Raw genomic sequence first — 21,652 nt, forward strand, 5'->3', positions numbered from 1 at the left:
CTATTTAAAAAAATTTAAAGCAATATAAGTTGCTATTAGTCCAAATACTACATTTAAAATAATATTTGCACTAAAGGCAACGAAGCCTAATGATTTTAATAATGTTATGCTCTCATAAGTAATTGATGAAAAAGTAGTAAAAGCACCCAAAAATCCTACTACTATTAATAATCTTATCTCACTTAAACTATCGTAATTTTTAGCTAGTGCATAAAATAATCCTATTAAAAAACAACCGATTAAATTAACGATTAATGTCCCAGCTATAAAGAATTTAAAATCAAAATTACGATTTATAAAAGTGCTTAAAATATATCTTAAAACAGCACCAATAGCCCCACCTAAAGCAACCATTAAAATATTCACTTATTAGCCTTGAAATATTCATTAATTGCTTCTTGCATTAAGTCTTTTGCATTATCTAATTCATTAGCTTTTAATGGTTGTAAAGGTATTATTGTAAGTTTTTTACCTAAGTGAATTGTTATTCTTTTACTATCTAAAATCTCTTTTGAACCAATAATTACAACAGGTTGAACTAAAACATCTAACTTAGTAGCTAGCATTGAAGCGCCTTTTTTAAATCTTAATAACTCATAACCATCACTTCTAGTTCCTTCAGGAAACATAGATATGTTTCTATTATTATTTAATCTATCGTTTGCTTCATTTATAACTCTTACAAAATCTCTTGCGTTTTCTCTATCTATTGAAATCATTTTAGGTAATTTTATGATATTTCCAAAGAAAAATAATTCTTCAATCTGTTTTTTTGCAATCCAAGCTAAATCGTATGGATATACATCTTCAAGTGCGATAATATCTAGCATTGAGCGATGATTTAGGATAATCATTCTTGCATTAGGATTAAAATCGCCTTTTATTTCTATTTTATAACAGCACAATTTACGGATAAATTTTGCCCAAGTTTTTCTAATAACCCAATTTTTTTTAGGGAAAATAAACATTAAAACAATTACAAAAGCAATGCTGATTGCTATGATTATTGCTAGAAAAATACTTAAGATTTTATTCAATATCTTCATTTTTTACCCAACCACTTGTATTTTCATCAAGTGCTATTTTTACAAAATTGTCTTTTTTGGTTATGATTTTTACTTCTTTTATGTCAGTATTTTTATAAAAAATAGTTGAATTATTAGTTGGTAAAATTCTAACACTTGCACCTGATTTTAATTTAGCACTACTAAAATTCCCACCATCAATAAAGCTAAAAGCTACAAAAACTATAGCAAGTGCTATTAAAGAAAAAAACCTTTTAAAAATTACTACAATTATGAGACAAATTACAGCTAAGATTAAGCTTCCAATTTGTAAATAAAAATTAATTTCTTTTGTTATTGGATTTAAGTCTGTTTGAGTGCTTATTTCTTCAGATTCTACTATGATTTTATTAGAATATTCTATGAATTTATTTTCTAATGGGTCATAATATGAAAAAGAGAAATTTTTCATATTATTAGGAAAAATTAAAGCAATTGAGCATTTTGCATTTTCATAGTCTTTTCCGACATTTGTAATGCTTTGTGATTTTGCAGTTTTTAAAGAAAAATTATTAAAATTAGTGTTATTTGCTTTTGCGTCCATTCCACATATAACGCTAGTTTCATCATATTCAGTGCATTTTAAATTCGTAATTTTTAAATTACTTGCAACTAACTCTACATAATCTTTATTAAATTTTAATTCTTCAATTTTTAAATTATCTAGGCTTATTTTAGCATTTCCTACTTCTTGAGTATTTCTAAATAACTTAGCATCAATTGAGTTTAGTTTAGCATTTGCTGTATTTGCTTGAAAATAAACACGAGTAGTATAAATTCCATTTTCGCTATTAAATTTAATATCTTTATTTAATTGTTGCATATCAATGCTTTTTTCAAAATTAATTTGCGGAGTAAAATTTGTTTTGTAATTAGAATTAATTGTTATATCTATATAAAAAACTTCTTTAGTTTTTACAGAATTTTTTGAAAAATTAGCATTAATAGCAAGTTCTACTTTATCATTAAATTCTTCTTTAATATCGCTAGTAAAACTATTTGCATCTTCATTATTTTGATTAAGGTTTGTATAAACTTGAGCGTCCATTACACTTAATTCTTTTGATGGAGCTGCAAATAAAATACTAGCAAATATCAAAAAGATTATTTTTTTCATTAATTTCCTTTAATTACTAAGATTTTTAAAGCGTCAATTGCTGATTTTAATTGAGAATCTTCATTGATTTGCTCTTGAGTTAGTGTATTTTTATCGGTTTTGTTTTCTTTTTTACCATCAATTTTTTCTAATTCATTTTCTAGGTGTTTTTTAAGTTCACTTTCTTTTATACTAAAGCCACTATCTTCAGTATTTACCTTACCAGGATACACGATAATATCAGGAGTAACTCCTACTGCTTGAATTGTTCTTCCACTTGGTAGGTAGTATTTTGCGATTGTTAGTTTTATACCTTCTTTATCATTGATTTCTCTAATCATTTGAACACTTCCTTTACCAAAAGTCTTCTCACCAACAATAATCGCTCTTTTTCTATCTTGCATAGCTCCACTTACGATTTCGCTTGCACTTGCACTTCCACCATTTACAATTATACTAATAGGTATTTTTGTATTTATTGCAGCACCTTTAATTGCTAAAGTATCTATTTTAGCACTTTCATCTCTTCCTTTTTGAGATACTAAAATACCTTTATCAATAAATAAATTCAATAAATCTGTAGCTTGGTTTAATAAACCACCTGGATTGTTTCTTAAATCAATTACTATCCCTTTAATATCCTTATTAATAGCTAATGCGTCTTTTACTTTACTTACAACATTTCTATCAAAACTTGTAATTCTAATGTATAAAAAGTCTGTATTTTCTATTTTTTTAGTATAAACGCTTTCAACTTTTATAATATCTCTTGTTATCGTAAAATCTAGTGGCTTTTTCTCGCCTTTTCTATATATTGTAATATTAATCTTAGTATTTGGTTTGCCACGCATTTTAGAAACTGCGTCATCAAGATTCATTCCTATCGTGCTTTCATTTTCAATTTTTAAAATAACATCGCCTGATTTTATACCAATTTTATCAGCAGGTGTTCCTTCAATCGGTGCAATAACGGTTATTGCATTATCTTTAATTGATAAAGTCATTCCAAGACCGCCAAATTCTCCGTTTGTGCTTTCTTGTAAAGATTTGAAATTCTTTTCATTTAAAAATGCTGAATGTGCGTCAAGATTACTCAATAATCCTTCTAAAGATTTATCCACAAGTTGCTCTATACTGATTTCATCAACATAATTTGCTTCAATCATTCTAAAAGTTTTAATAAGCTTTGAAAATGCTTGTCTTTCAGCTTCTTCATCAGTTTTTGCAAACAACGAAATTCCAAGTGCAACACACAAAAATATCTTTTTATTAAAATTCACGATAGCTCCAATAAGATTTAAGATTAAAGCTGTGATTTTAACGCAATTTTTTAAATACAAGTAAGCAATTATGTGTATTTTTAAATAAAAAACTTAGCACTTAAGATATTTAAGTGATAAATTTAATTTTATACTTGACAATAATAGACTAAAGTAATATAATGCGAACCATATCAATTAAAGGAGATAATATGAATATTCAAGATAAATTAACAAATCAATTTAATGAAACTTTAAGTCAAGCAGTAAGCTTATGTGTATTTAATAAAAATCCAAATATAGAACCATTTCATATTTTATGGGCTATTGCTAATGATTCAAGTTCTATTCTTAATCAAGTATTTAATAAATTATCAATAGATAAAACCGCAATTTCACTAATGCTAAAAAGCAAGGCTGATAATTTAGTAAAAAGCGATGGAGTAAATGCTAATAATGTAAAACCTAGCAATGCACTTTTAACTTCACTTGAAAAGGCTATTGGATTTGCTTTAAGTAAAGGTGATAGCTACTTAAGCACTGATATGTGGATAATTAGTGAGTGTGATAAGGGTGGAATTTGTGAGTTATTAAAAGATTATTTAGATTTACTTGTATTAAAAAGCGAATTAAATGCTTTAAGAGGCGATAGAAAAATTAGCGAAAAAGAGCAAGATGACATAAGCAATAAAGAATTAGAAAAATACACCACAAATCTAGTTGAATTAGCAAAATCAGGCAAACTTGACCCAATTACAGGAAGGGATAATGAATTAGAAAGGCTTATGCAAATCTTAATTAGAAAAAGCAAAAATAATCCTATTTTATTAGGTGAGCCAGGAGTTGGTAAAACAGCTATAGTAGAAGCTCTAGCTCAAGCAATTGCTAATAAACAAGTGCCAAGCTCTTTAGCTAATAAACAAATATTAAGTCTTGATTTAGCAGCACTTGTTGCAGGAGCAAAATACCGCGGGGAATTTGAAGAAAGACTTAAAAATATAATTGAAAGTGTAAAAGCAAATCCTAATATCATAATTTTTATTGATGAAATTCATACAATATTAGGTGCAGGTGCAAGTGAAGGAAGTATGGATGCTGCTAATATACTTAAACCTGCTTTAAGTAGGGGCGAGTTTAAAACCATTGGTGCAACCACTTTAAAAGAATATAAAAAATATTTTGAAAAAGATGCTGCAATGCAAAGAAGATTTCAAAGCATAATTGTGAATGAACCAAGCGTAAATGATGCAATAGCAATGCTTAGGGGTCTTAAAGAAAGATTAAGCGCTCATCATAATGTAAGTATTAATGATAAAGCTTTAGTAGCTGCTGTTAAGCTTAGTAATCGTTATATTCAAGGAAGATTTTTGCCTGATAAAGCAATAGATTTAATAGATGAAGCTGCGGCTGAACTTAAAATGCAAATTGAAAGTGAGCCAAGTGCTTTAAGAAATGTAAAAAATAATATCGTTAGATTAAGAGTTGAAAAAGAAGCTTTATTAATGGAAGGCGAAGAAAAAAATAAAGAAAGATTAAAAGAAATTGAAAATGAATTAAGTGAATTTAGCGAAGAAGAAAGAAAATTAAGAATGAAATTTGAAAACGAGCAAAGAGTATTTGCTGAAATTTCAAAGAAAATGAACGAGATTAATAATTTGCAAAATGAAGCAAATATTGCAAAAAATAAAGGTGATTATCAAAAAGCAGGAGAGATTGAATACGGAAAAATCCCACAAGTTAAAAACGAGCTTGAGAATGCTAAAGCAAATTGGCAAGAGTTAAAACAAAGTGGAACTTTACTTAAAAACGAAGTTGATGATGAGCAAGTCGCTTTAATTTTGGCAAAAATGACAGGAATAAAGGTTAGTAAATTACTAAGCAATGAGAGTGAAAAATACTTAAATCTTGAAAATAATTTACAAACTCGTGTAGTAGGACAAGATAAAGCTATAAAAGCTCTAGCTCGTGCAGTAAGGGCAAATAAAGCAGGGCTTAGTGATAGCAATCGTCCTATAGGAAGCTTTTTATTCTTAGGGCCTACAGGAGTTGGTAAAACTGAATTAGCAAAAGCAATTGCAAAAGAGCTTTTTGATGATGAAAAGGCTTTAATTCGTTTTGATATGAATGAATATGCTGAAAGTTATAGAGTAAGCAATTTAATAGGTTCTGCGGTTGGTTATGTAGGAAGTGATGAAGGCGGACAATTAACAGAAGCTGTTAAAAATAGACCTTATTCGGTGTTACTTTTTGATGAGATAGAAAAGGCTCATCCTGAGATATTTAATATATTTTTAAATATGTTAGATGAAGGAGCTTTGAGTGATAATAAAGGCTTTAGGGTTGATTTTAAAAACACTTTAATAATATTTACAAGTAATATTGGAGCAGCTAAATTTGTAGATATTAAAAATGAAAAAGAAAGAAATAAATTAATAAATAAAGAATTATTAAAATACTTTAAACCTGAATTTGTAAATAGACTTGATGAAATAGTAGGATTTAATGCTTTAAATAAAGATTTATGCTTACAAATTGTTGATATTTTGCTTAAAAATACTAGCAATAAATTAGCTGAACTTGGAATTGGCTTTAGTATTAGTGAGAATGCAAGATTAGAAATTTTAAATCTAGGATATAGTGATGAATATGGTGCTAGAGCCTTAAAAAGAACTATATATCAAGAAATTGATTCAAGACTTAGTGAGCTTATTTTACAAGGGAATTTGAAATCTTTTGTAGAAGTTGATTTTGATAAGGAATTTATATTTAATACGAAATAATTTTATCCCGATTAAATTCGGGATAATTCTTTAAAAACTACTAAAATTATTAAAAATACAATATTTATCCAAGTAAAATTGATTATGTATTTAAAAGCTTTATTTTTATAAGAATTAATATAGTATTTATAAGAAATTAAACTCGCCATAGAAGCTATTAAAGTCCCTAATGAGCCAATATTTACCCCTAATAATAATTCTTTATAATCATTTGTAAAACTAGCTAAAAACACACAAGCAGGAACATTGCTAATAATCCAAGATAAAAATATACTTAGATAAAAAATATCAAATTCTTTAATACTTATAAAATAACTTATATTTTTTACAAATATAAAAAGATTTATAAAAATTATAATAAGAGAAAAATCAGCTTTAAAAATTGCGTTTTTATTGCTAATAAATAAGCTTATAAAAACTATAAAAAAGCCTAAAAATATATTTAAAATATCACTAACACATAAAATTGATATGAAAAATAATGCTAGGTTTTGGATAAATAATTTTTGATTTATTTGAGTTTTTATAAGATTTTTTAGTTTTATGTTTTTGTTTTTAATATTTATGGTAAAAATAAATAATAATATTAAAGATATAAAGCAGTAAATATAAGTGCTTTTAAAAAAGCTTAAAAAATCTAAATGAAAATATGTGAATATAAATAAATTTTGTGGATTTCCAAATGGGGTTAGCATTGAGCCAAGATTTGCTGCTATTGTTTGTAATATTATGATTTGCATAGTAAATTTTTTCGCTTTTAATTCTTTTAATAAATAAATACTAAAAGGCACAAAACAAAGCAACGCTACATCATTAGTAACTAACATAGAGCTAAAAAAACATATTAGTATTAGTAAAATTGCTATGGTTTTTAATTTGGTAATTTTGTTTAATACATAAAAGGCAAGTAGCTTAAATGCTCCTATTAATTCTAAGGATTTATTAACAGCTATAAACATAGAAAGTAGGGCAAGTGTCTTAAAACTTATAAAATCATATAAAGAATTTAAATAAGTAAAATTAATACCTTTAAAAATAATTAAAACAACAAAACTAATTAATGAAAGAATAAATGTAAATAGCATAAGTTTAATTCATTCCGAAAAACGGAATGAATATTAATAATCGTCTTTTTCGCTTACTTGATATTCAAGCTCTTCAATTCTATCTTCTAAACCATAAATAATCTCTTTTAATTTTTCAAGTTCCATAAAGATTTTATCGCTTGAGTTTTTATCACGATTATTGTTGAATTGTTTCATAATACCAAGTTCAGCTTTTAATTTTTCAATTTCATTTTGTAATTCTTCAACTTTACTTACTTCGTTAGACAATGTAGTTTCCTTTGATTTAGATTTAACAGCTTTATCTTCAACTACTTCTTTTTCTACTTTTTCAGCTTTTGTTGCAGTTGGTTTTTTTGCTACTTCTTTAGAAGTTTCTTTTTTACTTACTTCTTTTTTAGCCGTTTCTTTTTTAGCAGTAGTTTTTTTAGCTGTTTGCTTTGTTTCTTTTTCGCTAGTTTTTTTAGTAGCCATTATTTCTCCTTTATATATTTAAAAACCGAATTGTAAAAGTAAATAGTTAATTATTACCTAAAAATTCGCTAATTTTTTTCTTAACATTCGCATTTGTTAAATTGCTTATTTCTCCTTTGAAATTACCATCTTTATCAATTATATAAAAACTTGAGCTATGGGCTACGGTGTATTCAGCAGCACTATCTTGATAAATATACTCATATTTTACCCCATAGTTTTTTGAAATTCTTTTAAGCTCATCTTCGCTAGGCACAAGTCCTAGTGAGTTTTTATAAAAATATTGCACATATTCATTTATATCATTTGCCGTATCTCTTTTAGGGTCAAGACTAATAAATAATATTTTTATATCATTTCTATTTAATTCATTCAAAGCTTTAGTGGCAATAGCTAAAGAAGTAGGGCATATATCAGCACACAATGTGTAGCCAAAGTAAATTAATAAATTATCTCCTTTAAAATCTTTAAGGGTATAAGTTTTATCACCTACTCCTTTTAAATTAAAATCATATTTATTATTAAAACAAGCAGTTAAGATTAATCCTAAAAAAATAAAAATAATTAGCTTTTTCATACTATCTCCTAACATCAAAATCTATAGATAAATCAAGGCTTTTATTGTCATTAAATAATTCTAATCTATATCTCATAGTATTTTCAGTACAAGCACTAAAAACAATATCTCCAATATAAGTATTATCAATCTTTTCAAATTCTCCTACAATATCTCCCATATACATATTAAGCCCATAAAGTCTTGCATTTAATTTGGGAAAATCTTCTAAATTTTTAATAATTACTTTTGTTTCTTCTAAGGTTTTTAGCGGTTTTGGACTTAAATCAAATATGATTTTTTTACCTTTATAATCTACTTCACACTCACTTACATTTAAATCGCAACTAAGTGGAGTTAATGTAGTGATTAACTCCCTTTTTTTAGAATTTGGATAAAAATAAAACAAACTTGCAAAAATAGCAATTATTACTAATAAAAATATTAATTTTTTCATTAATGAGCATGAATTATTGATTTTGCTGGAATGTCTTTTAATTCAACTTTTTCGCCATTACTAAAGCTTAGTTCTAAATTAAGTTTAGTATCTTCTTTAATGCTATCTTTAATATCCATTAGCATAATATGATAGCTTTTTGGTTTTAGTTCTAAAGTATCATTTGCCTTGATTGTTGCGTCTTGTATTCTAATCATTTTCATCATACCATCTTCGTGAATATGAGTGTGGATTTCTGTATTTTTTGCAAAATCACATTTAGCATCAACTAATTTTATATCTTCATTTGAGTTGTTTTTAATACTCATAAAAATAGCTGAATTTTTTGCATTTGGTGGGGTAATTTTAACATAAGGCTCACTTATTTCTATATTGTTTGCAAATAAACTTGCACTTAAACTTAACGCTAATAATATCTTTTTCATTGAATTCTCCTTTTTAATAAAAACGATAAGGATTATAAATAAATTTTTCTTAATGAAAGCAATAATCAAAAAAACATTTTTGGTATTAACTTAGCTTTAAAATTACTTTTTATAATTAGTCCTTAACTTTTATAGGAGCTAATAGTGAAAAAAATCATAATTTTATTATTATCAATTTATTTATATTCAGACAATTTATTACAAATTTATTTAAAAGATGGCATAGGTGCAGTTGAAAATAAACTTGAAGCTGGACTTAGTGATGTTAAGTTTTGGCAAACTCAATTGCAAGGACTTGATTTAAAATATGGATACTATAGCGATGATGCTATGGTGGTAGTAGTTGATAAAGATAAACAAAAATTAGTTTTATTTGAAGAAAAAAACAACAAATTAACACCTAAATTCGAGCAAAGTGTAATAACAGGTCTTATGGGTAATAAAGAAAGAGAAGGGGACTTAAAAACCCCTATTGGAGCTTATCAGGTTTTAAACAAAATGGTTCCACCTGATAATTATTATGGACCTTATGCTTTTGTTTTAAACTATCCTAATTTATATGATAAAGTTCGTAAAAAAACAGGCTCTGGAATTTGGATTCATGGTTTTCCACTTGAAGGCGATGTAAGATATGATGCTTATAAGACTAAGGGTTGTGTTGTAATGACTAATGATGTTTTGCTAGATTTTAATGGCATTGTAAATAATAAAAAAATATATGTATTAATTAATGAAAAAGGCGTTGTTAGCACAAATGCTGATGAAATTGCTTTAATATTGGCTAATTTATTTGATTGGAAAAATGCTTGGACTAACAATGATTATAAAACATATCTTAGTTATTATAGTGATGAGTTTATTAAATATGATGGCACGAAAATATCTGCTTTTAAGGAGCAAAAAAAGGCAATTTTTAGTAGAAAGCAGGATAAAACAATACAATTTAAAGATATAAATATAATTCCTTATCCTAATTTAGAGCAAAGAAAAATATTTAAGATTACTTTTTATGAAAATTATGCTACTTCAAGTTATACTTTTAATGGCGAAAAAGTTTTATATATTGAATTAGTAAATGGAAAAATGTCAATCTTAACGGAGCAATAATGGCATTTATCACAATTAATAAAGCAAATTATTTTTATAATTTAAATGAGTGCTTAAAAAAAGTTAGTAGCATTGATAAATTAATCATTATTTTAAAGGACAATGCTTACGGGCACGATATTAATATAATTAGTGATTTGGCTTTAGAATTTGGTATTAAAAATGTCGCAGTAAAAAACATAAATGAAGCTAGTGTTATTCAAAATAAATTTAAAAATATATTAATACTATCTCAAATTCCAAAGCATTATAAAGCTTGCGATAATTATATTTTAGCGATTAATGATTTGAGTTATTTTGATTATTTAAATAATGAAGATAAAGTCGCTTTAAAACTTGATACTAATATGCATAGAAGTGGAATATGTGAAAACAATTTAGAATTAGCTCTAAAAATTATTAAAGAAAAAAAGCTGAAATTAGTATCAGCTTTCACTCATTATTCAAGTCCAAATAATATTAAAAATCAAAAACCACTTTATATAAAAATGTGCGAGTTTATAAAGAATAATTATTCTGATGAAGTGTTTTTTCACTCTGCAAATTCTAGCACTTTATTTTTAGATGAAAATGAATACGATAAGGCCGCTAGAGTAGGCTTAGCACAATTTGGATATTGCGATGTAAAGGCTAATTTAAAGCCGGTTTTAAGTCTTTGGGCTGAAAAAATTAGCTCAAGAATTATTAGTGCTGGAGATAGTATTGGATATGATGAGATTTTTGTATCTAATAAGGATTTAAAAGTTGCTAATTATGATTTAGGATATGGAGATGGGCTTTTATATTATAAAGGTTTAAAAGAATTTAAATTAGCAAATAACGAACAAGTTTTAGGCAAAATCTCAATGGATAGCTTTAGTATTGAAGATACTAATAAAGAAAATATCTGCGTATTTAACGATGCTTTAAAATACGCAAATTATTTTAATACTAATGTTTATGAAGCTTTAGTTAGATTAAATCCAAGCATTAAAAAAATAATAATTTAATGCTTTTCTATAATTAATACATAAAGTTTTACAACTGATAAAAATAAAGCCAAAATAGCAGGCCCTAATATAACTCCCCAAAAGCCAAATGTAGAAATACCAGCAATCATTGCAAAAAATATCAAAAGCTCATTTACATTTGCTGGTGTTTTTAACAATTTTTCATTAATCCATCTAATTATTAATGGTTTTACAAAAGTATCTGCAATAATAGAAATCATAATAATTGAATAAAGCGCAATTATTATAGCATTTGCTGTATTGCCGTGAGAGTATTCATACAAACTAACAGGAACCCAAAGTAAAGCACCGCCTATTAATGGAATTAGCGAAGATATTGCATACAAAATACCCATTAAAAGTCCGTTATATCCAAAATACATTAAAAATACTGCAAATAATAAACCTTCAAAAACAGCAGTAATAATTACAGAATAAAACACAACGCTCATTACATTAGATACTTCGCCTAATACATTTTCAAATTCACTTTTTTTAAGCGGCATAAGTTTTCTAAAAAATCCTACAAGTTCTACTCCGTAATAATTTGCGAAGAAATAAAATATTATTATTAATATAAGTTCAGTAAAGAATTTAACACCTGATTTTGTAAAATTTGAAGCATAATTTAATATATTTTTACCTACATTATTTAAATCTATTTCATTTAAAGCTTCTTTTACTTTTGGCTCTATGTAGTCTAAATTGCTTGGCAAATTAAATTCTGCTGATTTTAATTTTGTAATTGTTGTTTGAATTTGAGCTATATCTAAGTCTTTAATTGAACTTGCTAAAGAAAAGCTAGTGTATGCAAGTGGAGCAAAAAATAATAAAGACATCATAGTTGTTAAGATAATTGGAGCTACATATTTTCTTTTTGTTTTTACGAATATTTTATGATGAAGATTTGCAGTAGCAACTGCCATTAAAACAGCAATTGCAATAGTTAATAAAAAAGGTTTAAATAAATAAAGCAAACAACATAAAACCAATAAAACAATAGCTGTTATAAAATATTTAGCATTCATTTATTTAGCCTTTGTGGTAGGTGAATAATTTTTGGATTTAAAGCTGATAGATAAGGATTATTATCGTTAAAATCTCTTTTGTATATCATAAATTGGTCAGTTACAAAAAGTAGCCAATCTACTAATTCATCGCTAGCAGGACCTCTCATATCTCTAGCTTCATCTAAGACATCTTCAACAATTTTACAAATATTTACGAATTGATTAATTTTTAAAAAACCACTAGCGCTTTTCATATTATGAAACATTCTAAAAAGCTCATTTACTTTATTTTTATATTTATCTTCATCTTCAAGTGCGATAATAACAGGCTCTAAAGAATCGCAAAAAATATTAAAATGGGTCATAAAATCATCAACGATATCAAAATCAAATTCTAATTCTAATTGCCCTAAAAGTCCTAAATTTTTATTCATGTAATCACTCGTTTTTATATTTTGCTAAGATTATACAAATTATTTACAAACATTATTTAAGGTAAAAAATGGAAAGAATAGTTGAAATTGAACAATTTAAAGATGATAGCAAATATGAAATTAGCCTAAGACCAAGCACTTTTGATGAATATGTAGGTCAAAACAAAACTAAAGAGAATTTAAAAGTATTTATAAAATCAGCAAAGTTAAGAAATGCCCCGCTTGATCATACTTTATTTTTTGGCCCTGCAGGTCTTGGAAAAACCACTTTAGCAAATATAATTGCAAATGAAATGGGAGTAAATATTAAAACAACAGCAGCCCCTATGATAGAAAAAAGCGGAGATTTAGCTGCAATTCTTACAAATCTTGAAGATGGAGATATATTATTTATTGATGAAATTCATCGCTTAAGCCCTGCTATTGAAGAAGTTTTATATCCAGCGATGGAGGACTTTCGTCTTGATATTATAATAGGAAGTGGCCCTGCAGCTCAAACCGTTAAAATTGATTTAGCTAAGTTTTGCTTAATTGCTGCTACTACTAAAAGCGGTGGAATTTCAACTCCGCTTAGGGATAGATTTGGGATTAATTGTAGGCTAGAGTTTTATACCCCTGATGAACTTGCCTTAATTATTAGCAAAGCTGCTTTAAAACTTGATATTACCTGTGATAACGACGCTAGTAAAGAAATAGCTAAAAGATGCAGAAGCACCCCAAGAATTGCCCTTAGACTTCTTAAAAGAGTTAGGGATTTTGCCATAGTAAATAATGAAACAAAAATCACTTTAAAAAGAGCTAAATTAGCGCTTGAGAGTTTAGGCGTAAATGAATTAGGTCTTGATGAGTGTGATTTAAATTATCTTGAGTTTTTATGCAAGGCTAAAAAAGCAGTGGGCTTAAATACTATTGCAGCAGCTTTAAGCGAAGATGAAAGAACTATTGAAGATGTAATCGAGCCTTATTTGATAGCAAATAATTACATAGAAAAAAGTGCAAAAGGAAGAGTAGCAACCACTAAAGCTTATTCGCTTTTAAAATTAAGTGGTTATACACCTTCTTTATTTGATATAAATTAAGAATTAAATTCTTAATTTATTTTTACACTAAATCTTTTTCTTTTGCTAATTTTAAGGCTTTAAAAAATACATTTAATTCTTCAATATTTCCTACACTAATTCTGTTAAATAAAGGGTAATTATGTATTTTTCTACCTACTTTAACGCCGTTTTCTAGCATAAAATTATGATAATTTTCACTTTTTATTTTATGTAAAATAAAATTAGCATTAGATTTAAAATAAAAAATATCCAATTCATTTAAAACCTGCTCTAATTTAGCCTTATTTTCTAAGGTCATAGCTCTTGCTTTATTTACAAATTCTTCATCTTTTAAAGCATTTATAGCACAAAATAAAGCATAAGCATTGATATTGTCTATTAAAATAAACTCATCAATAAAAGAAAGCAATTTATTTTCAGCAATAGCATATCCTATTCTAAGTCCTGCTAGAGCATAGATTTTAGAAAAGGTTCTAGTAATTATTATATTTTTTTGACATTTTTTAATACTTATAAAATTAGCATTGTATTCAGCATAAGCTTCATCTAAAATCATATAAGTATTATCCTTACAAATTGAGCATAAATATTCTAAATCATTTTGGCTAAGCTCTTTTGCACTTGGGTTGTTTGGATTGGTAATGTAAATTAAATTATATGAGTTTTTTAATGGCTTTATATCATTTACATTTAGGATAAAATCATCTTTTAAATAAATATAAGTGATTTTTACTTTTAAAGCTTTTGCAATGCTTAAAACCAAATCAAATGTTGGCATAGGAACTATTAAATTAAGCTCTTTATTTTCGCTTTTTGCTCTTGTATTTAAAGCACAAATTGTTCTATAAATAATATCGCTTGAGCCACAACCTAAGCTTATGTTATTTGATTTTACATTATGCTTTTTGGCTAGTTCTTCTTTTAGCAAATACTCGCTATCGCAAGGGTATTTACACATTAAATCATAATCATTCATAATGCTTTTAAAATCGTGTTTTATTAAGGTATTTTCATTATTTGATAAATCAATCATCTTTTAACTCCTTGTTTAAATAATTTGCCAATTTTTTTGCACTAGCAAATGCAAAATGTATATTAAATCCGCCTAAAATCCCTGCTACATTTAAACATTCACCTATGAAAAATAAACCTTTATTTCCTAAGCTTTCATAATGCTCATTTAGGCTTTTTAGGTTAATTCCACCTTTACAAATTTCTGCTTTATTAAAGCCTAGATTTCCTGCTGGTGCGAACTCATAATTATATAATTTATTTATAATCTCTTTTTCTTCTAAATTATATTTATTCATTGCTTTATCGCTTAAATTATTTGCATTTAAGTATTCTTTAATAAAAGCTTTAGGTAAAGGCAAATGCGTGCTAGCTTGCTTTAAACTACTAAAATCTATTTTAAAATCATTTAGAAAATTAATTTTGATTTTGCCTTTAGTCCAAAACAATGAAGCACTCAAAACCACAGGGCCGCTAATACTTTTATGGGTAAATAACATAGAACCTTTAAAAATATCATTAATGCAAACTTCAATGCTAATTCCACTAAGATTTTTCATAAAAAACTCATCTTTTTGTAAAGTAAGTGGCACTAAAGCAGGTAAAAACTCGCTAAATCCTATTTGAAATTCTTTTGCAACTTTTAATGCAATATCGCTTACTCCTAAAGTAGCAAAAGAAATTCCACCAGTAGCAATTACTACATTTTTAGCTAAAAACTCGCCTTTATTTGTGATGATTTTATAAGAATTATTTGCCTTTTCTAAGCCTAAAACTTTAGTATTTAGTATAATTTTTGATTTATTTTGACTTAATAATCTATCAAGGATTAATGAAGAATTAGGAGCAAAAAACTGCTTATTTCTAATTTTATTAAACTTAATTCCTTTAAAAAAATTAAGATTATCTTGATAGCTAAACTCATCTAAACTTTGCTTTAATTTATCATAATCATCGCATAAATACGATTTAATATTGATATTTTCATTCGTTACATTGCATTTGCCACCACCACTTATTAAAAGTTTTTTAGCAACGGCGTTATTTTGCTCTAAAATTAAAGCATTTTTTTTCAAATTAGCAGCCAAAAATAATCCCGCTGCTCCAGCTCCAATAATTATTAAATCTTTAATGGTTTGTCCTTTTGGTATTTTTATTACTTATAATACTAAAAATTATAAAGGATAGATAATGAAAATAATAATTGCGAGTTCAAATAGTGGTAAATTAAAAGAATTTAAAGAATTATTAACAAATTGTGAGCTTTATTTAGCAAGTGATTTTGTTAGTGATTTTAATCCTATTGAAAATGGAAATAGCTTTAAACAAAATGCAAAAATTAAAGCAAAAGCATTGTGGGATAAATTAAGCGAAGAAGATAAGAAAAATTATGCAGTATTAGCTGATGATAGTGGTCTTTGCGTTGAGGCTTTAGATAATGCTCCAGGCATTTTTTCTGCTAGATACGCAAATGATTTTAGTGATGAAAAAGATGCTAAAAATAGAGAAAAATTACGCCTTGAATTAACAAAAATTGGAGTTGATTTTAGTAAGGCTAGTTTTGTTTGCGTTTTATGCTTAATCACTAATTCAAAGATAGAATTTGCAAAAGGCGTTTGCGATGGAACGATTAGTAAAATAGAAAGCGGTAATAATGGTTTTGGCTATGATAGTATGTTTATTCCTTTAGGATTAAGTAAGACTTTTGCAGAGCTTAGTCAAGATGAAAAAAATAAAATTAGCCACAGATTTAAGGCTTTAGAAGAATTAAAAAAGATTTTTTAAATTCTTATTAATTTTTATTAATTAATAAATTGAAAAACTAAAAGAATGAAATAATTTCATATTTAATTTAAAAAACTATATTATAAAATGTATCTATAATTGACACTATAGTTTAATAGTAAATATATGAGCTTTAAAGAAAGATTAAGCTATTTAACTAATAGAATGAGTGAGATAGGTAATCAAAGTGCATTTAGTCAAGATACTAAAGCTTTAAATAATCAATTAGGAGCAGGTATTGATAATGTTGAAGATAAAACTCAAATGGTTGATACTAAACCAATAGAAAAAAGAGTAGAAAGAAGAGAAAATGAGGTTAGTAATCAACATAAAAAGATTCAAAACACTAATGTAAAAGACACTACAAATATAGTAAATTTAGCAGATAGTGGAATGAGATTAAAATCAGTAAATGGAGTTGAAGGACTTTACGATAAAAATGATAAATTAATTCATAGTAGAGCAGAAATTGAGCAAAAAGGACAATGGGTATTCTATGAAAAAGGAGATATAAATGGTAAATATCTACAAGTTGGCGACCAAAGGTATGTATTAGGTAGCGAGGCTGAAAAGCTTAAAGAATGGACTAACTTTGCAATTAATAAGAATTTATAACATTACCAACCCAAAAAGGGTTGGGTATATCAACTTTTATGAAAAATATTTCCTGGAAGATCTTCAAAAATAATACCTGTAATTGGGTCGTCTATAAAATTAGTATCTTCAAGCCAATCACAATCGTGTAAATTATTATTTTTACTATCATTAAAAGGCTCATTATCCCACATAGGTAATTTCGTAAATACATAATCTACAATACCATTAATTTTATCTCTAAGACCATTTAAAAATAACATAAAAAACGATAAAATTACATAAATAACACCGATAAAAGCTAAATAATATTTACAAGTATTCATAGCATTATCAATAACACTTATATTGCTAAAATCAATATGTCCTAATTTTATAAAATCAGTAATACAAGCAAGTCCTAAATTCCAAGCAAAAACAAATAAGCAAGGTATGAACGCTAACCACCAAAGGCTAAATTGAAAAAATCTTACTTCACTTTTCCAAATAGTTTTTTTCATATATTTTACTCCATAAAATTATTTTCATACTATAATTATAGTATAAATTTACTTAAAATAAAATAAGCATTTGTTTTTAAAACAATAGTTATTTAATATATGATATAATAATTCAATTTTTTTTAAAAATGGCAACTTCTTAGAAGTTAGGTTTAATGGTTCAACCTTGCCATATAGGTATCATTATATCTATAAACAAAAACCATTTGTTTATTTTATGTTCCTTAGGGGATACAATATCCTCTAGGAATATTGTATTTTTGCCACCCCTTTCGGAACCAGAAAGGAAAAATCATGGCAAATTTTGAAAAAAATTTAACAAGGCAACAAATTGCCTTTATTAGAAGAGCTAGAGCTGAAGCAAAAGCTAGAGCTTGGCTAATAGATAAAAATGGGTTATGCACACATATTCCCAAAAATATGGCTTTAGTGCCATATAAAGAAAAAAATGAAAAAGCAACCAAAGAAAAAGAAATATTAGGTGTTACAAATAACCCTAATTTGCAATTTCTTTTAGGAATAGGATTTATAACAATCCTATATTTAATAGGTTGTTATTTAAATAACCTTGAAAGAACTGAGTTCTTAAACTCAGCACTTGAGGTTATTGCTAGATAATTTTCTTCCACATACAAATTATTTTCAATCATTTTTTAGCATTGTCAATGCTTGTATAGTGGAGTTTTTTACTCACACGACTTCGGTCGTGTTGGGTATGAATTTAAATAAGCCCATTTGGAGAGAAAAACCCCAATGGGTAATTATTCTCCTAAAAATGAGTTTATTTAAATTTATTTTTAAGGAGAAAAAAATGGCAAATGAAATTTTGTATTTTTGCTTTAAAGTTAGTGTCGTAACACTAGCTACTGGATTAGCGTTTGCTAAGTTTTGTAGTTGGTGTATAGCACTAGCTTTTTAAACACAAAAAAGGTAGGTCAGACACCTGTGTTCCACGATAACGGCGTGGTTTAGGTCTGAAATTGTTGCCCCTATGGGAATAATATTCCCATTATGGGTGTTATTTTTCCTTTTGGGGTTGGTTTATTTTTAAATTAATCTAAGAAAGGTAAAATATGAAAGAACTTTTAGAAGAATGTATATTTTCAAACAAATTTGTTTTAGAAAATGTATCAAGAAGTTGCTATGGATTAGGCATAGGCGTAATAATAGCTATAATAGTAGCGTTTGGAGTTAAAACTGATACAAATTTTGATTTACTCACAATGAGTATTTCAGTTATAATCAGTTTTTTAGCATTCCTTATTGGAATATTAATTGACAATATAAGAAAGGATTTAAAATGACAAATATACAGATTTTTCTAGGAATAATAGGTTTAGGATTATCAGTGTTTGGTCTTTTTGCCTTAAATTACCTAAAAACAAAAAAACAAGAACAAAAATAAGTTTCTTTTTTGGCTAGGTATCAAAGATACATTAGTTTTATACTAATTGTATCTACCTAGCATACTTTTATAGCTTGATTTAATCAGCTTTTTTATCTACAAAATATATTTACCTTTTATGTATATAATTATATTACTTGGAAAGAATAAAGGTTTCTAACCTTGAACTACATAATAGCTAATATGTGGTTCTACTTCTTAATTTTATTTCTGATAAATAGGTGTCTTTGTTTTATATCTGTATAGATTATCTTTGATATTTTTGATATATAAAAATGTTTTTATTGCAAAAATATATATTATAAATTATGTATTATATATACAATAAAATAAACTATATAATATATTATGTATGTTATTTTCCTTTTGGGGTTGATTTTTAATGTTTTAGAATATATAATTTCGTAAAGGAAAAATATGAAAGAATATAAAAAAGAGTTAGGTAAATATTACTTAGATATAAGTAAAAACATAATTAATTTTGGAATTATTGCACCAGTAGTTATGTATTTTACACAGAATATAATATCATTATGGGGTGTTATATTAGTTGTGCCTATAAGCTTATATGTAGTATCTAAAACTACACAGATTGCAAAAGAGCAATTTAAAGAATTTGATAAATTAGAAAAAGGAGAGAAAAATGGAAATACTAACTAATTTAATTGTAGGATGTATATTTCTAGTAGCTATGTTAATAGCAATTAAACTCCCTAAAGACCAAAAATAAGTTCTTTATAATTTTTTATAATGATACATTGTTTAGCTTTATGTTCAATATGTTTATCTAAGCTCTAAATCTAAAAGAATTTAGAGCTTTTTATAAAATGTTTATATCAATTATTTTTTATTTTATTTATAAAATGGATTTTATCCCCTTTTCTTACAAAAATAACATTATTTTTGCAATTTAATGTGTATGCACCTATTTTAAAATCTTCTAATTTTAAAGAGCAGTTTTTAAGTATGGTATCTGAATTTTTTTCAACTACTTCTTTAGCCTTTTCTATATCTTTTGCACCAACAAATCCTATATAACGCTTTTGATTATCTTCTATTTTGTAAGTATGTAAAGCATCATCAGTCTTATTAACCTTATCATACATAACAATACCAATATATCCATTAGAATGATTAGGAGTTCTTAATATATAAGCAGATATATCATGATAAACACTGCTTGTTTGTGCATAGTTTTCAGGATATGCTTTGTATATTAATTTATTTATATAGCCTCTTTGTTCAAACGGAATTTTTTCATATTGACTTAAATCTTCAGATTTACTAACTACTTCATAATAAGCAGAAGGCATATTGTTATAAGTTGAATATGAATTTTTAGGATCATTTACATATCTTTCTAATTCCCCATTAAATGTCTTTTTAAAAGTAAATGGCTTAGTATTAGAAACACACGATATAGTATAATCCCCGAACTCGCTTATACCTTTGCCATATTTAACACTTTCTAATAAATAATCTCCTAAAAGCATTACTTTATTTTCAGTAGTATCTCCTACAATATAAGGAGTCCCATTATATCTAGCTTTGCAAATATGGTATAGTGGTAAAATTCTATAATAAAATCTCTTATCATTTGTTTTTCTGTCAATACCTGCATCTCTTTTTACCCAAGCTACTTTATTATCTCTTTCATCTCCGTAAAGATAATAATCATCTCCATTTACATAAGGAGCGTTTTGTGGAGTGTGGAATTTAATTACAAATAAGGCAGTAATTTCTTTTCTATACTCGCCAATAAATCTATCACTATCATCTATAAAAGAATATTCTCCAAATTTATTTGTAATTTCAAATGATTTATCCCCTGCTTTGCATTCAAAATATCCATCAGAAATCTCATAAGGCGAATAATTATCCTTTATTTTTACAAACTCATCAACTTGTGGCTTATCATCATTAAATAATGCCGGATTATGTCTTAACATAGAGCTAAAAACTTCTTTTTTAATTACACTTTTACCACCAATTCCTTGACAATATCTGTAAGCATGATGATATAAATTTAGCGATTGGTCATTAAGAATAAGGTTGTCATATTGTAATAATACTTCATTGCCTTTAGAATAAATAGTTCTTATAGGTTTTTTAGTGCAATATGAGTGAGGACCATGTCCAAAGCAAGGATTTGGATACTCATAATTATTTAAATATTCCGAAAAACTTTGATTATTAGTAGGTTGTGGTATTTCAGGAATATTATAAACCCCACCATATTTTCCACAAGCACAGAACATCAGTGCAACACTTGATAATAAAATTGTTTTTTTCATTTTACTTCCTTTTTTTAAAATATTATATAGCTCAATGCTATTTCTTTCATATTTTAAGTTAAAAATTATTAATATTTAATTAAATTAATATTATTTAGTTTAATACTTTTTAGTATATTATGTAAAAATAGAAATTATTGTTATTTTTATCTAAATATCATAATTGTTACAATATATTTTGTTAAAGTTTTTTAATACAAAACAAATACAATCAATTAATAAATAATAAGCTGGAAAAACTAGTAGTGAGTTTAAATTATTTGCATATTTTAAAATATTATTAGAAA

At 26.4% G+C, this 21,652-nt stretch carries 24 protein-coding genes; 9 read left to right on the plus strand and 15 right to left on the minus strand.

Going from position 1 to position 21,652, the window contains the following annotated elements; translation table 11 throughout:
* The 4 genes from crcB to AVBRAN12654_RS02995 are packed head-to-tail and all read right to left on the minus strand — an operon-like array spanning position 1 to position 3,476.
* Positions 1-366 (minus strand): fluoride efflux transporter CrcB, encoded by a 366-nt coding sequence (gene crcB, locus AVBRAN12654_RS02980; protein ID WP_336613898.1) that lies wholly within the window; start codon positions 364-366, stop codon positions 1-3.
* Entirely contained in the window at positions 363-1,046 is a 684-nt protein-coding gene (locus AVBRAN12654_RS02985; RefSeq protein WP_336613899.1) for a lysophospholipid acyltransferase family protein, read from the minus strand. The genes crcB and AVBRAN12654_RS02985 overlap by 4 nt, the downstream gene beginning before the upstream one ends.
* On the minus strand, positions 1,030-2,181 hold the full coding sequence (locus AVBRAN12654_RS02990; RefSeq protein ID WP_336613900.1) for a hypothetical protein: 1,152 nt from the start codon (positions 2,179-2,181) through the stop codon (positions 1,030-1,032). The genes AVBRAN12654_RS02985 and AVBRAN12654_RS02990 overlap by 17 nt, the downstream gene beginning before the upstream one ends.
* Complete coding sequence (locus AVBRAN12654_RS02995; RefSeq protein WP_442862234.1) at positions 2,181-3,476, minus strand: S41 family peptidase; 1,296 nt, start codon at positions 3,474-3,476, stop codon at positions 2,181-2,183. Before AVBRAN12654_RS02995 ends, AVBRAN12654_RS02990 begins: the two co-directional genes overlap by 1 nt.
* A gap of 155 nt (positions 3,477-3,631) precedes the next feature.
* Here AVBRAN12654_RS02995 and AVBRAN12654_RS03000 point away from each other — a divergent pair, with 155 nt between their 5' ends.
* Positions 3,632-6,199, plus strand: a complete 2,568-nt coding sequence (locus AVBRAN12654_RS03000; protein ID WP_336613901.1) for an ATP-dependent Clp protease ATP-binding subunit — start codon at positions 3,632-3,634, stop codon at positions 6,197-6,199.
* Between the two features lie 11 nt (positions 6,200-6,210).
* On the opposite strand, the gene AVBRAN12654_RS03005 is transcribed toward AVBRAN12654_RS03000, so the two are convergent.
* Genes AVBRAN12654_RS03005 through AVBRAN12654_RS03025 form a run of 5 tightly spaced genes read right to left on the minus strand, consistent with a single transcriptional unit; the run spans position 6,211 to position 9,175 of the window.
* Complete coding sequence (locus AVBRAN12654_RS03005; protein WP_336608385.1) at positions 6,211-7,284, minus strand: SLC13 family permease; 1,074 nt, start codon at positions 7,282-7,284, stop codon at positions 6,211-6,213.
* Positions 7,285-7,317: 33 nt separating this feature from the next.
* Positions 7,318-7,737 (minus strand): hypothetical protein, encoded by a 420-nt coding sequence (locus tag AVBRAN12654_RS03010; protein WP_214117318.1) that lies wholly within the window; start codon positions 7,735-7,737, stop codon positions 7,318-7,320.
* A 46-nt stretch (positions 7,738-7,783) separates the two neighbouring features.
* The gene (locus tag AVBRAN12654_RS03015; protein WP_214120429.1) at positions 7,784-8,314 is read right to left on the minus strand and encodes an SCO family protein; all 531 of its coding nucleotides are present in this window, start codon (positions 8,312-8,314) and stop codon (positions 7,784-7,786) included.
* A gap of 1 nt (position 8,315) precedes the next feature.
* On the minus strand, positions 8,316-8,750 hold the full coding sequence (locus AVBRAN12654_RS03020) for a hypothetical protein (RefSeq protein WP_214120430.1): 435 nt from the start codon (positions 8,748-8,750) through the stop codon (positions 8,316-8,318).
* On the minus strand, positions 8,750-9,175 hold the full coding sequence (locus AVBRAN12654_RS03025; RefSeq protein WP_336613902.1) for a copper chaperone PCu(A)C: 426 nt from the start codon (positions 9,173-9,175) through the stop codon (positions 8,750-8,752). Before AVBRAN12654_RS03025 ends, AVBRAN12654_RS03020 begins: the two co-directional genes overlap by 1 nt.
* Before the next feature lie 144 nt (positions 9,176-9,319).
* Here AVBRAN12654_RS03025 and AVBRAN12654_RS03030 point away from each other — a divergent pair, with 144 nt between their 5' ends.
* Together AVBRAN12654_RS03030 and AVBRAN12654_RS03035 are read left to right on the plus strand one after the other, a co-directional pair.
* The gene (locus tag AVBRAN12654_RS03030) at positions 9,320-10,282 is read left to right on the plus strand and encodes a L,D-transpeptidase family protein (protein ID WP_214117312.1); all 963 of its coding nucleotides are present in this window, start codon (positions 9,320-9,322) and stop codon (positions 10,280-10,282) included.
* Positions 10,282-11,271, plus strand: coding sequence for an alanine racemase (locus tag AVBRAN12654_RS03035; protein ID WP_336613903.1), 990 nt, complete (start codon positions 10,282-10,284; stop codon positions 11,269-11,271). The genes AVBRAN12654_RS03030 and AVBRAN12654_RS03035 overlap by 1 nt, the downstream gene beginning before the upstream one ends.
* Here the strand turns inward: AVBRAN12654_RS03035 and AVBRAN12654_RS03040 are convergent.
* Both AVBRAN12654_RS03040 and AVBRAN12654_RS03045 read right to left on the minus strand, forming a co-directional pair.
* Entirely contained in the window at positions 11,268-12,299 is a 1,032-nt protein-coding gene (locus AVBRAN12654_RS03040) for an AI-2E family transporter (RefSeq protein ID WP_214117303.1), read from the minus strand. The genes AVBRAN12654_RS03035 and AVBRAN12654_RS03040 overlap by 4 nt on opposite strands.
* Positions 12,296-12,715, minus strand: coding sequence for an Hpt domain-containing protein (locus AVBRAN12654_RS03045; RefSeq protein ID WP_214117301.1), 420 nt, complete (start codon positions 12,713-12,715; stop codon positions 12,296-12,298). The genes AVBRAN12654_RS03040 and AVBRAN12654_RS03045 overlap by 4 nt, the downstream gene beginning before the upstream one ends.
* 68 nt (positions 12,716-12,783) lie before the next feature.
* Here AVBRAN12654_RS03045 and ruvB point away from each other — a divergent pair, with 68 nt between their 5' ends.
* Positions 12,784-13,794, plus strand: a complete 1,011-nt coding sequence (ruvB, locus tag AVBRAN12654_RS03050) for a Holliday junction branch migration DNA helicase RuvB (protein ID WP_214117299.1) — start codon at positions 12,784-12,786, stop codon at positions 13,792-13,794.
* Positions 13,795-13,816: 22 nt separating this feature from the next.
* On the opposite strand, the gene AVBRAN12654_RS03055 is transcribed toward ruvB, so the two are convergent.
* Together AVBRAN12654_RS03055 and AVBRAN12654_RS03060 are read right to left on the minus strand one after the other, a co-directional pair.
* Positions 13,817-14,809 carry a pyridoxal phosphate-dependent aminotransferase gene (locus AVBRAN12654_RS03055; protein WP_336613904.1) on the minus strand — a complete coding sequence of 331 codons (993 nt, stop codon included), beginning with the start codon at positions 14,807-14,809 and terminating at the stop codon, positions 13,817-13,819.
* Positions 14,802-15,944 (minus strand): aminoacetone oxidase family FAD-binding enzyme, encoded by a 1,143-nt coding sequence (locus tag AVBRAN12654_RS03060; protein WP_336613908.1) that lies wholly within the window; start codon positions 15,942-15,944, stop codon positions 14,802-14,804. The genes AVBRAN12654_RS03055 and AVBRAN12654_RS03060 overlap by 8 nt, the downstream gene beginning before the upstream one ends.
* Positions 15,945-15,978: 34 nt before the next feature.
* Between AVBRAN12654_RS03060 and rdgB the strand changes: the two genes are divergently transcribed.
* Both rdgB and AVBRAN12654_RS03070 read left to right on the plus strand, forming a co-directional pair.
* Complete coding sequence (gene rdgB / locus AVBRAN12654_RS03065; protein WP_214120436.1) at positions 15,979-16,572, plus strand: RdgB/HAM1 family non-canonical purine NTP pyrophosphatase; 594 nt, start codon at positions 15,979-15,981, stop codon at positions 16,570-16,572.
* A 126-nt stretch (positions 16,573-16,698) separates the two neighbouring features.
* Positions 16,699-17,187 (plus strand): hypothetical protein, encoded by a 489-nt coding sequence (locus AVBRAN12654_RS03070; RefSeq protein ID WP_336613905.1) that lies wholly within the window; start codon positions 16,699-16,701, stop codon positions 17,185-17,187.
* Positions 17,188-17,216: 29 nt separating this feature from the next.
* Here the strand turns inward: AVBRAN12654_RS03070 and AVBRAN12654_RS03075 are convergent, their stop codons facing one another.
* A complete protein-coding gene (locus tag AVBRAN12654_RS03075) occupies positions 17,217-17,666 on the minus strand; it encodes a hypothetical protein (protein WP_214120438.1) in 450 nt (149 codons plus the stop codon).
* A gap of 294 nt (positions 17,667-17,960) precedes the next feature.
* Between AVBRAN12654_RS03075 and AVBRAN12654_RS03080 the strand changes: the two genes are divergently transcribed.
* The 3 genes from AVBRAN12654_RS03080 (at position 17,961) to AVBRAN12654_RS03090 (ending at position 19,731) form a co-directional block, all read left to right on the plus strand.
* The gene (locus tag AVBRAN12654_RS03080) at positions 17,961-18,284 is read left to right on the plus strand and encodes a hypothetical protein (RefSeq protein WP_214120439.1); all 324 of its coding nucleotides are present in this window, start codon (positions 17,961-17,963) and stop codon (positions 18,282-18,284) included.
* Positions 18,285-18,739: 455 nt separating this feature from the next.
* On the plus strand, positions 18,740-18,970 hold the full coding sequence (locus AVBRAN12654_RS03085) for a hypothetical protein (RefSeq protein WP_336613906.1): 231 nt from the start codon (positions 18,740-18,742) through the stop codon (positions 18,968-18,970).
* A 518-nt stretch (positions 18,971-19,488) separates the two neighbouring features.
* Positions 19,489-19,731: a hypothetical protein gene (locus tag AVBRAN12654_RS03090; protein WP_239802881.1), complete on the plus strand. Its 243-nt coding sequence runs from the start codon at positions 19,489-19,491 to the stop codon at positions 19,729-19,731.
* A gap of 176 nt (positions 19,732-19,907) precedes the next feature.
* Here AVBRAN12654_RS03090 and AVBRAN12654_RS03095 read toward each other — a convergent pair whose 3' ends face one another.
* Positions 19,908-21,365, minus strand: a complete 1,458-nt coding sequence (locus AVBRAN12654_RS03095; protein WP_214120650.1) for a hypothetical protein — start codon at positions 21,363-21,365, stop codon at positions 19,908-19,910.
* Positions 21,366-21,652: the final 287 nt, after the last annotated feature.

This window comes from Campylobacter sp. RM12654 (genome assembly GCF_020137585.1).
In the GTDB taxonomy this organism is placed as follows: Bacteria; Campylobacterota; Campylobacteria; order Campylobacterales; family Campylobacteraceae; genus Campylobacter_E.